The organism is Williamsia sp. SKLECPSW1, assembly GCF_054332755.1.
The window spans coordinates 273,135-285,375 of sequence record NZ_JBTGLI010000001.1; the positions used below are offsets into that span (position 1 = coordinate 273,135).

General features: G+C 69.4%; 14 protein-coding genes. 4 read left to right on the forward strand and 10 right to left on the reverse strand.

Going from position 1 to position 12,241, the window contains the following annotated elements; translation table 11 throughout:
• Positions 1-23: 23 nt before the first annotated feature.
• From ACXVUM_RS01310 to ACXVUM_RS01320, 3 genes are read right to left on the reverse strand one after another with little or no spacing between them, the layout of a single operon-like run.
• A complete protein-coding gene (locus ACXVUM_RS01310; protein ID WP_458520084.1) occupies positions 24-2,081 on the reverse strand; it encodes a hydantoinase/oxoprolinase family protein in 2,058 nt (685 codons plus the stop codon).
• 40 nt (positions 2,082-2,121) lie between these two features.
• The gene (locus ACXVUM_RS01315) at positions 2,122-3,330 is read right to left on the reverse strand and encodes a CaiB/BaiF CoA transferase family protein (protein ID WP_458520085.1); all 1,209 of its coding nucleotides are present in this window, start codon (positions 3,328-3,330) and stop codon (positions 2,122-2,124) included.
• The gene (locus tag ACXVUM_RS01320) at positions 3,327-4,013 is read right to left on the reverse strand and encodes a GntR family transcriptional regulator (RefSeq protein WP_458520086.1); all 687 of its coding nucleotides are present in this window, start codon (positions 4,011-4,013) and stop codon (positions 3,327-3,329) included. Before ACXVUM_RS01320 ends, ACXVUM_RS01315 begins: the two co-directional genes overlap by 4 nt.
• Before the next feature lie 137 nt (positions 4,014-4,150).
• On the opposite strand from ACXVUM_RS01320, the gene ACXVUM_RS01325 reads away from it, so the two are divergent.
• Positions 4,151-5,050 (forward strand): hydroxymethylglutaryl-CoA lyase, encoded by a 900-nt coding sequence (locus tag ACXVUM_RS01325; RefSeq protein ID WP_458520087.1) that lies wholly within the window; start codon positions 4,151-4,153, stop codon positions 5,048-5,050.
• Positions 5,051-5,055: 5 nt separating this feature from the next.
• Positions 5,056-5,565 (forward strand): metallophosphoesterase family protein, encoded by a 510-nt coding sequence (locus tag ACXVUM_RS01330; protein ID WP_458522749.1) that lies wholly within the window; start codon positions 5,056-5,058, stop codon positions 5,563-5,565.
• On the opposite strand, the gene ACXVUM_RS01335 is transcribed toward ACXVUM_RS01330, so the two are convergent.
• Entirely contained in the window at positions 5,562-6,290 is a 729-nt protein-coding gene (locus ACXVUM_RS01335) for a hypothetical protein (RefSeq protein ID WP_458520088.1), read from the reverse strand. The two genes, ACXVUM_RS01330 and ACXVUM_RS01335, sit on opposite strands and share 4 nt — an antisense overlap.
• Before the next feature lie 161 nt (positions 6,291-6,451).
• Here ACXVUM_RS01335 and ACXVUM_RS01340 point away from each other — a divergent pair, with 161 nt between their 5' ends.
• The gene (locus ACXVUM_RS01340; RefSeq protein ID WP_458520089.1) at positions 6,452-7,453 is read left to right on the forward strand and encodes an SDR family NAD(P)-dependent oxidoreductase; all 1,002 of its coding nucleotides are present in this window, start codon (positions 6,452-6,454) and stop codon (positions 7,451-7,453) included.
• On the opposite strand, the gene ACXVUM_RS01345 is transcribed toward ACXVUM_RS01340, so the two are convergent.
• From ACXVUM_RS01345 to ychF, 6 genes are all read right to left on the reverse strand, one after another.
• The gene (locus tag ACXVUM_RS01345) at positions 7,422-7,838 is read right to left on the reverse strand and encodes a DUF6992 family protein (RefSeq protein ID WP_458520090.1); all 417 of its coding nucleotides are present in this window, start codon (positions 7,836-7,838) and stop codon (positions 7,422-7,424) included. The two genes, ACXVUM_RS01340 and ACXVUM_RS01345, sit on opposite strands and share 32 nt — an antisense overlap.
• Positions 7,835-8,821 (reverse strand): LLM class F420-dependent oxidoreductase, encoded by a 987-nt coding sequence (locus ACXVUM_RS01350; protein ID WP_458520091.1) that lies wholly within the window; start codon positions 8,819-8,821, stop codon positions 7,835-7,837. The genes ACXVUM_RS01345 and ACXVUM_RS01350 overlap by 4 nt, the downstream gene beginning before the upstream one ends.
• 10 nt (positions 8,822-8,831) lie before the next feature.
• A complete protein-coding gene (locus tag ACXVUM_RS01355) occupies positions 8,832-9,137 on the reverse strand; it encodes an MGMT family protein (RefSeq protein WP_458520092.1) in 306 nt (101 codons plus the stop codon).
• A 137-nt stretch (positions 9,138-9,274) separates the two neighbouring features.
• Entirely contained in the window at positions 9,275-9,973 is a 699-nt protein-coding gene (locus tag ACXVUM_RS01360; protein WP_458520093.1) for a GNAT family N-acetyltransferase, read from the reverse strand.
• A 13-nt stretch (positions 9,974-9,986) separates the two neighbouring features.
• Entirely contained in the window at positions 9,987-10,442 is a 456-nt protein-coding gene (locus tag ACXVUM_RS01365; RefSeq protein ID WP_458520094.1) for a GNAT family N-acetyltransferase, read from the reverse strand.
• Between the two features lie 116 nt (positions 10,443-10,558).
• Positions 10,559-11,638 carry a redox-regulated ATPase YchF gene (gene ychF / locus ACXVUM_RS01370; protein WP_458520095.1) on the reverse strand — a complete coding sequence of 360 codons (1,080 nt, stop codon included), beginning with the start codon at positions 11,636-11,638 and terminating at the stop codon, positions 10,559-10,561.
• 92 nt (positions 11,639-11,730) lie between these two features.
• Here ychF and ACXVUM_RS01375 point away from each other — a divergent pair, with 92 nt between their 5' ends.
• Positions 11,731-12,237 carry a VOC family protein gene (locus ACXVUM_RS01375; protein ID WP_458520096.1) on the forward strand — a complete coding sequence of 169 codons (507 nt, stop codon included), beginning with the start codon at positions 11,731-11,733 and terminating at the stop codon, positions 12,235-12,237.
• Positions 12,238-12,241: the final 4 nt, after the last annotated feature.

The following is a 12,241-nucleotide window of genomic DNA, read 5'->3' on the forward strand; positions in this document are numbered from 1 at the left end:
AGGTTCTCCTGATGCCGAGGGGGTCAGAGGGGACGGATGACGAGGCAACCGCTGGGGTCGACGGTGGCTGCGTGCCCGGACAGCACCAGCGTCGTGGAGTCCATCTCGGTCACGATCGCCGGACCGCGGACGACGTTGCCCGCCATGAGCTTCGACCGGTCGTAGATGCCCGCGTCGGTGTGACCGCCGTCCATCCACACCTGCGACTCGCGCAGCAGCGCGGCCGAGGGGTCCTCGGATCCCTGCTCCAACTCGGTGAAGGCCACCTGCGGCCGAGGCCCGCTGACCGTGACGCGCAGGTTGATCACCTCGCGCTCATTGGGCAGCAGGAACGAGAACAACCGCTTGTGCTCACCGTCGAAGGTGGCACCGAGTTCCGCGAGCAGGTCCCCGGTACCCGCAAGCACGTCCGGGTCCAGATCGACGGGGATCTCGAATCCCTGGCCGTGATAGCGCAGGTCGACCTGGTACGTCGCGGTCTGGTCCGCGCGGTCCACCCCTTCCTCCGCGAGCCGCTCCGCGGCGGAGTCGGCGAGATCGCTGACGACCGAGCGCAGCTCGTCGCTGGTGAGGTCGCTGAACGCACGCACCATCGTCCGGGCGCTCTCCGCTCGCAGGCACGTCGTGGCGTCCCCGTAGGCGCAGAGCACACCGGGTGACGGCGGGATGATGACCGGCCACGAGCCGGTGAGCCGGCCCAGCGCGTTGGCATGCAGCGGTCCCGCTCCGCCGAACGACACCAGCGCGAAGTCTCGCGGATCGAATCCCTGCTGCACGCTCACGAGTCGCAGTGCACCGAACATGTTCTCGTTGACGATGTCGATGACCCCGGAGGCCGCGGCCTCCGGGGAGTCGAGACCCATCGCGTCGGCGATGGTGGCCACCGCAGTCCGCGCGGCGTCGACGTCGAGGGCCACCTCGCCGCCGGCGAGCTCACTCGGCAGGTATCCGAGGACGACGTTGGCGTCGGTGACCGTCGGCTCGGTGCCACCGTTGCCGTAGGCCGCGGGGCCGGGATCGGCACCGGCCGACTGCGGTCCGACGCGCAGCGCCTTCGTGAGTTCGGGGACGTGGGCGACGGACCCACCACCGGCACCGACAGTGCGGACGTCCACGCTGGTGGCCCGCACGGACAGGTCGCCGACCTTCGTCTCCCGGCCGATGCGCGGCTTGCCGTCCAGCACCAGGGCGACGTCGGTCGACGTGCCACCCATGTCGAAGGTGAGGAAGTCGGAGTACCCCGCCTGCTGCGCGAACCAGACCGCACCCGTGACACCGCCGGCCGGGCCGGAGAGCAGTAGTGACACCGGGTCCTCGGCGGCCTTGTCCGCCTGCACCAGGCCACCGTCACTGCGCAGGATCGACAGCGGCGCGGAGATGCCCCTGTCGCGCAGTGAGGTGTCGAGGTTGCGGACGTAGCGCGAGACCTCGGGCTGCACATAGCTGTTGGCGACGGTGGTCAGGGTGCGTTCGTACTCGCGCATCTCGGGCAGGACGTGCGACGAGAGGGAGACCGGGATGTCGGGCAGTTCCTCGGCGACCCAACGACCGACCTGCTCCTCGTGGTCGGCGTTGGCGTACGAGTTGATGAGCGACACGGTGATGGCCTCCACCCCGGCACCCTTGAGCGATCGCAGCGCGGCGCGGCACTGGTCCTCGTCGAGGGGTCGTACCTCGCTGCCGTCGGCGGCGATGCGGCCGACCACCTCCACGGTGTTCTCCAGCGCGGCCAGGGGTTCGGGCTTGGGCCAGATGATCCAGCCCGCGAGGCCGCCGGGTACGAACGACCGCGCGATCTGCAGCACCTGCCGGAACCCGTCGGTGGTCACCAGACCTACCTTCGCGCCCCGGCCCTGCAGGATCGCGTTGGTGGCCACGGTCGTCCCGTGCAGCACCTGTTCGATCTCGCCCGGGTCGATCCCGGCGTCGGCGCACACCTTGCCGACACCGTTGAGCACGCCGACGGACTGGTCGGCAGGCGTCGACGGGGTCTTCGCGCGGTAGGTGCTGCCGGAGGTCTCCTCCAGCAGGAGCACGTCGGTGAACGTGCCTCCCACGTCCACTCCGAGTCGATAGCGCATGGGTCCTCCTGGGTGTCGCAGGGTCGTCCGGGGTCGGGGGTCAGATGATGTCGCGGTCGTGCAGGTCGGCGCGGTCGGCGTCGGACAGTCCGAGCAGCCCGCCGTAGACCTCGTCGTTGTGCTCACCGAGTTCGGGGCCGAGATGTCGCACGGCGCCGGGCGTCTCGCTCAGCTTGGGGAAGACGTTGTGCACGGGGAACTCCCCGAGATCGGGGTGGGCGAGCCGCACGATCGCGTCGCGCGCGGCGAAGTGCGGGTCGTCGAACATGTCCCGGGCGGTGTAGATCCGCCCGGCGGGGACACCGCCGTCGTGCAGCCTCGCGAGGAGGGTCTCCGTGTCCTGCTCTGCGGTCCAGGCCGCGATGATCCCGTCGAGCTCGTCCATGTTCTCGCCGCGGGCGGCATGCCCGGCGAACCGTGGCTCGCCGACGAGGTCGTCGCGGCCCATGACAGCCGCGAGTCGCTTGAACACGGTGTCCTGGTTGGCAGCGATGAGGATCATCTCGCCGCCGGCCGTCGGGTAGACGTTGCTCGGCGAGACGTTCGGCAGCACCGATCCGGTCCGCTCGCGCTGATATCCGGCGATCCCCCACTCGGGGATCATCGACTCCATCATCGCCAGCACGGCCTCGTAGATGGCGGAGTCCACGATCTGCCCCCGTCCGGTGGCGGTGCGTCCGTGCAGCGCGGACAGGACGCCGATGGTCGCGAACACCGCGGCGAGCGAGTCGCCGAGAGAGATCCCCGCCCGGGACGGCGCGTTGCCGGGGTCCCCTGTCACGTAGCGGATCCCGCCCATGGCCTCGCCGATCGAGCCGTATCCGGCGCGCGTCGAGTACGGACCCGTCTGCCCGTACCCGCTGACCCGCGCCATGATGAGCCCGGGGTTCTCGGCACTGAGGACGCCATAGCCCAGCCCCCACCGCTCGAGGGTGCCGGGACGGAAGTTCTCCACGACGATGTCGGCCTGCGCGATGATGTCGCGGGCCAGACGCTGGCCGTCGGGCGTGCGCATGTTGCACGTCACCGACTTCTTGTTCCGGGCGACCACGGGCCACCACAGGGACTTGCCGTAGGGCTTCTCACGCCCCCACTGCCGCATGGGGTCCCCGCTGCCCGGCGCCTCGAGCTTGATCACCTCGGCACCGAAGTCGGCGAGCAGTTGTCCGCAGAACGGGCCGGCGAGGAGCTGCCCCATCTCGACCACCCGGAGGTCGGCGAGAGGACCCGTGCGGGCGGTGTCGGTCATGCGGTCACTCCGATCTCGTCGTCGAGAGCCGTTGCGGCGGCTGATTCGTCGGCACGCAGGGATGCGAGCAGGACGGACTTGGCGGCTCGCACGTGCGAGCGCATGACCGCGTCGGCCCACACCTCGTCGCGAGCTCGCAGGGCGGCCACCAACTCCCGGTGATGGCCGGCGCTGCGCTGCAGGTCGTCGGGTGCATATCGATGGAAGGTGCGCATCATCAGCGGCAGCTGCGTGACGGCGGCCAACATCGACGTCAGTCGCGTGCTCGCAGACGCCTCGCGGACGATGCCGTGGAAGGCGACGTTCGCAGAGGCGACGGCGTCGAGCCGGCCGACCGCGGCGGCAGCCTCCATCTCGTCGCAGAGCTCGGCCATGCGGTCGACACGGTCGGGCGCGATACGGGTCGCCGCCCGGCCTGCGGCGAGCGCTTCCAGCGTCATCCGCAGGTCGTAGATCTCGTCGAGGTCGTCGGCGGTGAACGCCGACACGCGCGCCCCGCGGTGCGGCAGCACCTCCACCAGACCCTCGACCTCGAGCTGCCGCAGGGCCTCGCGCACCGGTGTGCGACTGGCCTCGGTGAGCTGCGCCAGTTCCGCCTCTCCGAGCCGCGCCCCCGGGCTGTATCGGCCGTCGAGGATGGCCGCGCGGATCGACGAGTACGCCCGGTCGACCGCTCGCTCCATACCCACTCCTGTCGTTGTGTTGTATGCAATCTAGGTCGGCTGTCGCGATGCTGGGCGCGTTTTACCGAGATTTCACACGGTCTTTGTCGTTTCTGTATGCAACTCATGATCTGGATGGCGGTGGTTGAATGGCGACCATGACGGTCTCGGGCACGCACGTGGTGGAGGTCGGTCCGCGCGACGGGCTGCAGAACGAGAAGAAGGTCCTGGACGTGGACACCCGCGTCGAGTTCATCACCCGTGCGGTCGACGCGGGGCTGCGCCGGATCGAGACGGTGAGCTTCGTGAACCCGAAGCGGGTGCCGCAGATGGCCGGCGCCGAAGAGGTCATGGCAGGACTCCCCCGCCGCGACGACGTCAGCTACATCGGCCTGGTCCTCAACGAACGCGGCCTCGACCGCGCGCTCGAGGCCGGCGTCGACGAGGTGAACGTCGTCGTGGTGTGCACCGACGAGTTCAGCCGTCGCAACCAGGGGTGCGACGTCGCCGAGGGCCTCGCCCGATGGGAGCGCATCGCCGAACGATCGCGCGCCGCGGGCGTGTTCACCACCGCCACCCTCGCCGTCTCCTTCGGGTGCCCCTTCAGCGGCGAGGTCCCGACCGAGACGGTCGTCGAGATCATCGACCGGGTCGCGCAGTCGGGTCCGGACGAGATCGCCGTCGCCGACACGATCGGCGTCGGGGTACCGGGTCAGGTGCGGGCCATCCACGCCGGGCTCGAGCGTGTCGCACCGGATGTGCGCCGTCGCTGGCACTTCCACAACACGCGCAACTCGGGCTACGCCAACGCGTTGACCGCGTTCGACCTCGGCGAGTGCGCGTTGGACTCGAGCATCGGCGGCTTCGGAGGCTGCCCCTTCGCGCCCGCCGCGACCGGCAACATCGCGACCGAGGACCTGCGGTATCAGCTCGAGCGGTCCGGTGTGGCGACCGGGATCGACGGTGCGGCCGTCGTCGACGCGGCCGGCTGGATCGGCGACCGCCTCGACTCACCGGTGCAGGCACTGCTCGGCAAGGCCGGGCCGTTCCCGGGGTGACGTCCCTGCGGCTGCTCCTCCTCGCCGACACCCACATCCCGAAGCGCGCCAAGCGTCTTCCGGACGAGGTGGCGACGGCGGTCGCGGACGCCGACGTCGTGATCCATGCCGGCGACTGGGTGGACCTCGCGACCGTCGACGACCTCGAACGCCGGTCGCGGCGGCTCGTCGCGTGCTGGGGCAACAACGACGGTCCCGACATCCGCGCCCGGTTGCCCGAACGGGCGGATGTGACCCTCGGGGGCGTGCGGATCACCGTCGTCCACGAGACGGGGGCGGCCGCCGGACGCGAGAAGCGGATGGCGCAGGCCTGTCCCGACACCGATGTCCTGGTCTTCGGACACAGCCACATCCCCTGGGACACGACAGGTCCCACGGGGATGCGGCTGCTCAATCCGGGGTCACCGACCGATCGTCGGCGGCAGCCCCACTGCACGTACATGACCGCCACGGTCGGCGACGGCGAGCTGTCCGAGGTGCGTCTGCACCGGCTCGCCGCCGCCTCGCGCGGTTAGCGCCTCGCGATCGCGGCCAGGGCCGCCGAGCGGGACGTGGTGCTGAAGTCGAACACCGGCTTGGTCAGGTGCACGTCGAGGGTGTTGTTCGGACCGGCGATGAGCCCGTTGATGATCGGCGCGAAGAGTCCGCAGTCACCCTGGAACGGCGGGATGGTGTAGGTCCCCTTCACGTGGGTGTCGGCGGTGTTCTGCTGGAACAGTTGCGTCGCGTCGATCGACCCCGTCAGGTTCGCCGTGGTGGTCGTCGTCGAGCAGTTGCCGCCCGCCGGGACGAGGGTCAGATCCGAGGATCCGAGCGAACCGATGCCGAGCGGCGCGACCTTGTCCAGCCGGATCCGGAACGACTGCGCGACCTTCAGATCCAGCGTCGGCGCCTCCGGCGTCCCACCCTGCGTGATCGTCCCGGTCACCTTCGACGGGTCCACGATGGAGATGGTGAAGGTGGCCAGTGTCGCCGGCCCCAGCTTGAGGGCGGCAGTCGCCTGCGGGAGGTTCAGCGTGCCCACCACGTTCGTCAGGTCGGTCCGTGTCGACAGCGTCGTGGTGGCGAAGGTGACGGGCTGTCCCGTCTTGGCGATGACCGTGGTCGTGTCCGCCGTGAAGGCGAGACCCACCGGGTAGTCGTCGCCCACGTCCGCCTGGGCCGGCGCCACGGCGACCCCCATCGCCGCGACGGAGATCGCTGCGGCGACCACGGCGATGACGTGCTTACGAAGTCTCATGTTCAGTCCGATCGTTGCCAGCTGGTGTCGATTGCGGTTGCAAACTAACGGGACAGATCACCGTCGAGTTCAGGATCAGTAACAGTTGTGTTGACGAACTGCACAGACGTCCGTCCGATTTGTGACCTTTCACAGACACCCGTCCGACTACCCTCGAGCGAGTGAACCGCCTGCTCCGCGGGGTCGACACCCTGCTCGATCGCACTGTCGTACCGGGATGGTCGCGCATCGGTCCCACCGTTCGTCGACGCTTCTGGGCGCCCGATCCCGAACCGTTCACCGAGCCCGTCGATGTGATCGTGACGGGCGGCAGTTCGGGTCTCGGCGCCGCGACGGCCGTCGGGCTCGCCCGGCTCGGCGCCCGGGTCCACCTCGTGGGGCGCAGCGCGGAGCGTCTCGAGGCCTCCGCCCGCCGTGTCCGCGAACGCGTACACGGCGCCGATCTCCTCGTCCGGCCGTGCGACGTCAGCGACCTCGACGCGGTCGCCCGTCTCGTCGCCGACGTGACATCCGAGCTCGGAGCGGTGCACGCCGTCGTCCACAGCGCAGGCGTGATGCCACCGGAGCGGACCCTGTCCGCCCAGGGGCATGAAGCCGCGTTCGCCACGCACGTCCTGGGGCCGGTCGCGCTGACCGTCGGGGTGCTCCCGGTGCTCGGCGACGACTCCCGGGTGGTGTTCGTCTCGAGCGGTGGGATGTACCCCGTGCCGCTGCGGGAGACCGACGTCGAGTACGAGCACGGCGACTACTCGGGACTGACGGCGTACGCGCGGACCAAACGCATGCAGGTGGTGATCGCCGAGCAGCTGGCCGACCACATCAGCGGCGGCCGGACCCCCTCCGCTGGGCGTCCCGCGTCACCGGTGGTGCACAGCATGCACCCCGGGTGGGCCGACACCCCCGGCGTCACCGACTCGATCCCGGGCTTCGCCCGCGTGATGGGGCCCATCCTGCGCACCGACACCGACGGCGCCGACACCATCGTGTGGCTGTGTGCCGCTCCCGAGGCCGCCCGGTCCACCGGCCTCTTCTGGAATGACAGGGCTCCCCGACCGACCCATTACCCGTCGTGGCGACGTGACGACCCGGCAGCACGTGATGCGCTGTGGCGCACGGTGTGCGAGGCGACGTCTATCGATCCGACAACGCTCGGGCGTGGGTGAGATCGAGGACGAACAGCGCGGCGCCCTGCAGGATCACGGCGGCCCCGTGACCGCGGGCCTGATCGCGGGAGACACGTCCACCGAGATCGGGGGTGGCCCAGGCGAACCAGGTACCACCGGTGACGTAGCCGACGTCGAGTGCCGTGTTCACCAGCAGCAGTCGACGGAGCGTCGACGTGGTCGGCGGCGTCGACTGACGGTGTGCCACTGCGGCGATCGCGACGTCGATGATCCCCCACGCCGCGTTCTGCTGACCGAACGCGCGGGTCCGCGATGTCGTGCCCGTCAGCGCGACCGCCCCGCCGACCACCGTCGACGCCCCACCCCAGAGGGCCAGTCGATAGGCGAGTCGCCGCGCCACCGCGGGTGCGGGATCGGTCGTCATGCGAGTGCGGGGATGACCTCGTCGGCGAACAGCTGCATCCCCGAACGGTCGTGGGCAGCCTCGACGAAGTAGATGATCGCGTAGGTCATGCCCTGCTCCTGGGCGGCGCGCAGACGCTCGACGACCTGCTCGGGTGTGCCGACGAGCGGTCCGTTCGCGAACGACGCGACGGCACCGTCGAGGGCCTCCGGGGTGAGGAATGGGCGGTACTGCTCGCGGATGCGGTCCAGCTTCTGCTGCACCTCCGCCTCGGTCGGTGCGATCACGACGTTGTAGTTGGCCGATCGGGTGATGGCGTCGAAGTCGGTGCCGACGTCGCGACAGTGCTCGGCGAGGATCTGCGACTTGCGCTCGAAGACGTCGGGGGTCCCGTCGAAGTTGGTGTACGACGCGTACTGCGCTGCGATGCGCAGCGTCTTCTTCTCCCCGCCGCCGGCGATCCACAGCGGGATCCCGTTGTCCTGCAATGGAAGTGGCCGACATATCGCGCCGTCGACCTGGTAGTGCCGACCCTGCAGGGTCGCCGTCCCGGTCCGCCACATCTGCGACATGATCTGCACGCCCTCGTCGAGCATGGCGAGGCGCTCGCCGGCGCGGGGGAACCCGTACCCGTAGGCCTTCCACTCGTGCTCGTACCAGCCGGCGCCGATACCCATCTCGACACGGCCGCCGGAGATGATGTCGATGGTCGCGGCCTGCTTGGCGAGGTATGCCGGGTTGCGGTAGCCCATGCACGTGCACATCTGGCCGAGCCGCACCCGCGACGTCGCCGCGGCGTAGGCCGCCATCAGCGACCACGCCTCGTGGGTCGCCTCCTCGGTCGGGATCGGGACGGTGTGGAAGTGGTCGTACACCCAGATCGATTCCCACGGGCCGTCGTCGGCGGCGGTGGCGATGTCGAGCATCGTCTGCCACTGCTGTGCCGGTTCGATGCCGACGAGATCGAGACGCCAACCCTGGGGTACGAACAGTCCGAAGCGCATGCACCCCACACTAGGCCGCGTCGGGCCACCACCGGGCGGCCTCGACGTCGACGACACCGCGCCGCAGCGGAGTGCCCTCGATGTGCCAGTGCTCCTGCGCATCGACGACGAGATGCGCGGGCAGCGTGCCGTTCGCGCGCACCACCCGCCACCACGTGACCGCGGCACCCTCCCGCGCCATCACTCCCCCGACCCCTCGCGGTCCCCCGCGCTGCAGGTACTCGGCGATGTCGCCGTACGTCATCACCCGCCCCGGCGGGATCGCGTCCACGACGTCCAGCACCAGCGCCGCGAACTCCTCCTGTACGTCACCCACGCCACCATCCGTAGCACTTCGTGTCGCCTGACGACACGAACTGCTACCGATTCGGGCATCTGTCAGGGTGGTCACCACCCGGCGCGTCCTACCCGATCGGATCCGTAGCAGTTGTTCCCGCTGAGCGGGAAAGATCGCTACGGATTCGTGCGGAGGGGCCGACGTTGGCGGCCGTCGTCGTCGAAGTTGGACGGATCGAGCCAGGTCTCGAAAGCGGTTCGGATGCCGGGCCATTCGCTGTCGAGGATCGAGAACCACGCCGTGTCTCGGGTGCGGCCCTTGTAGATGACGAGCTGCCGGAAGGTGCCCTCGTAGGTGAAACCGAGTCGAGCGGCAGCGCGTCGCGACGGCTCGTTGAGGCTGTCGCATTTCCACTCGTAGCGGCGGTACCCGAGGTCGAAGACGTGACGCATGAGCAGGTAGTGCGCCTCGGTCGCTGCGCGAGTGCGCTGCAACGCAGGCGAGAAGATGACGTACCCGACCTCGACGACCCCGTTCGCCGGGTCCTGCCGCATGAGCGCGAGGGTGCCCACCGGGCGCCGCGTGGCGTTGTCGATCACCGCGAACAGGAACGGGTCGTGTGCCGCAGCGGCCGGTGTCGCCCACTCGCGGAAGTGCTCCGCCGACGCAAACGGGCCCAGCGGGATGTAGGTCCAGTCCCGATCGTCCGCTGCCGCGGCGTAGGCCGCGTACAAGTCGTCGGCGTGACGGTCCGCGTCGAGTGGTTCGAGCGTGCAGTGCGATCCGCGCAGGACAACCGCGCCCGGCGCCGGTGGCGGATGCCACCCCGGGACGTCGTCGCCGATCGGTTGTCCGAACTCGTTCGTCGCTGTCATGCCCACGCCGACATCATGTCGCGCTGCCCGGCGATCGCGTTCCGGGCCCCACTCCGCTCGCCGGTTCCCACACCATCACGCCGTCGGCCTCGCGGCCCTCGACCGGGGTGAAGCCCAGCGAGCGGTAGAGAGCGATCGCGGTGGTGTTCCCCGCTTCCACCGAGAGGCTGACGCGCTCGGCACCGCGGTCCGCGAGGACGTCCAGGAGCTGGGACATGACTGCGCGACCGAGGCCGCGACCACGCCGACCGGACGCCACCCACACGCTGCATTCCGGGGTGCGGACGTCCACGAACCCGTAGCCACCGGGTTCCGGCGAGTACTGGGCCCACGCGACAGAGACGACCTCGTCCGCGGCGGCCGCCACGACACCGACGTCTCCGCGGTCCGGGACGAACTCGATGTAGCGGCACAGATGCGGTTCACGGCGAACGTCATCGCGCGTGAACCGCGCACCACACCAGTTCATCGTTCCGAGCGTCGCGGTGACCAAGACCTCCTGCTCACCGACCCCGAGAGGCCTGAGCCGAACTGCGCCACCGCGTTCAGACACCGCGCGAGCTCATCGAGTCGGTTCTCCCGCCCTCAGACGTTGAACCGGAACTCGACGACGTCGCCGTCGTGCATGACGTAGTCCTTGCCCTCCATGCGGACCTTGCCGGCGGCCTTGGCCGCAGCCATCGAGCCGGCGGCGTCGAGGTCGTCGAAGGAGACGATCTCGGCCTTGATGAAGCCCTTCTCGAAGTCGGTGTGGATGACGCCGGCGGCCTTGGGGGCGGTGTCGCCCGTGTGGATCGTCCAGGCGCGCGACTCCTTCGGCCCCGCGGTGAGGTAGGTCTGCAGACCGAGGGTGTGGAAACCCGCACGCGCCAGCGAGTGCAGGCCCGGTTCGGTCTGACCGATCGAGTCGAGGAGTTCCTGCGCGTCGTCGGCGTCGAGCTCGAGCAGCTCGCTCTCGACCTTCGCGTCGAGGAACACCGCATCGGCGGGAGCGACCGCAGCGCGCAGTTCGTCCTTGCGGGTCTCGTCGGTCAGCACGGATTCGTCGGCGTTGAACACGTAGAGGAACGGCTTCGTCGTCATCAGGTGCAGCTCGCGCAGCGACGTCAGATCGATCGAATCCTTCTGCGAGAACAGGGTCTTGCCCGAGTTCAGGAGCTCACTGGCCTTCTGCGCGGCGGCGAGGGTCTCGGCGAGGTCCTTGTTCTTCCGCGCGTCCTTCTCCAACCGCGGGATCGCCTTCTCCAGCGTCTGCAGGTCGGCGAGGATCAGTTCGGTCTCGATGACCTCGATGTCGGCCAGCGGGTCGACGCGCCCGTCGACGTGGACGACGTCGTCGTCGGCGAACACGCGGACCACCTGGCAGATGGCGTCGGCCTCGCGGATGTTGGCGAGGAACTGGTTGCCCATCCCCTCGCCCTCCGACGCGCCCTTCACGATGCCGGCGATGTCGACGAAGGACACCGTCGCCGGCAGGATGCGTTCGCTCGAGTGGATCTCGGCCAGACGTGCCAGTCGCGCGTCGGGGAGTTCGACGACGCCGACGTTCGGCTCGATGGTCGCGAAGGGGTAGTTGGCGGCCAGCACGTCGTTGCGCGTCAGGGCGTTGAACAGGGTCGACTTGCCGACGTTGGGCAGGCCGACGATTCCGAGGGTGAGGCTCACGGGTGTCCACTCTAGGTTTCCCAGGTCGGACGGTCGCGCACGGCCGCCGCGTAAGGTCGTCGACGAGAAGCAGCCGACGAACGGAAGTGGTCATGACGTCGCAGGAGACCGACCGCAGAGAAGAGTTCGCCGCACAGCGTGAACGCCTGGGCGAGAAGTATCTGACCGCGCCGGCCGACCGCCCCGCCTCCAGCGCCCGCGGTCTGCACCACACGGCCCTGGTCTCCGGTGACGTCGAACGGACCATCCGCTTCTACCAGGGGATCCTCGAGTTCCCGCTCACCGAACTGATCGAGAACCGCGACTACGCCGGGTCGACCCACTTCTTCTTCGACATCGGCAACCAGAACCTGCTCGCCTTCTTCGACTTCCCGGGCCTCGACGTCGGGCCGTACCAGGAGGTCCTCGGCGGCCTGCACCACGTCGCGATCAGCGTCGAGCCGCAGCGCTGGGAGCACCTGCGCGACAAGCTCGCCGACGCCGGCGTCGAGACGGTGGAACACAACGGGGTGTCGATCTACTTCCGTGACCCCGACGGCGCGCGCATCGAGCTGATCGCCGACCCGCTCGGGGAGATGTACGGCGACAAGGTCCTCTGACCGG

Coding starts and splice junctions, on each gene's coding strand:
- ACXVUM_RS01335 (WP_458520088.1), bottom strand. CDS start 6,290: ATGAGACTTCGTAAGCACGTCATCGCCGTGGTCGCCGCAGCGATCTCC.
- ACXVUM_RS01325 (WP_458520087.1), top strand. CDS start 4,151: ATGACGGTCTCGGGCACGCACGTGGTGGAGGTCGGTCCGCGCGACGGG.
- ACXVUM_RS01375 (WP_458520096.1), top strand. CDS start 11,731: ATGACGTCGCAGGAGACCGACCGCAGAGAAGAGTTCGCCGCACAGCGT.
- ACXVUM_RS01315 (WP_458520085.1), bottom strand. CDS start 3,330: ATGACCGACACCGCCCGCACGGGTCCTCTCGCCGACCTCCGGGTGGTC.
- ACXVUM_RS01310 (WP_458520084.1), bottom strand. CDS start 2,081: ATGCGCTATCGACTCGGAGTGGACGTGGGAGGCACGTTCACCGACGTG.
- ACXVUM_RS01345 (WP_458520090.1), bottom strand. CDS start 7,838: ATGACGACCGATCCCGCACCCGCGGTGGCGCGGCGACTCGCCTATCGA.
- ACXVUM_RS01365 (WP_458520094.1), bottom strand. CDS start 10,442: ATGAACTGGTGTGGTGCGCGGTTCACGCGCGATGACGTTCGCCGTGAA.
- ACXVUM_RS01320 (WP_458520086.1), bottom strand. CDS start 4,013: ATGGAGCGAGCGGTCGACCGGGCGTACTCGTCGATCCGCGCGGCCATC.
- ACXVUM_RS01360 (WP_458520093.1), bottom strand. CDS start 9,973: ATGACAGCGACGAACGAGTTCGGACAACCGATCGGCGACGACGTCCCG.
- ACXVUM_RS01350 (WP_458520091.1), bottom strand. CDS start 8,821: ATGCGCTTCGGACTGTTCGTACCCCAGGGTTGGCGTCTCGATCTCGTC.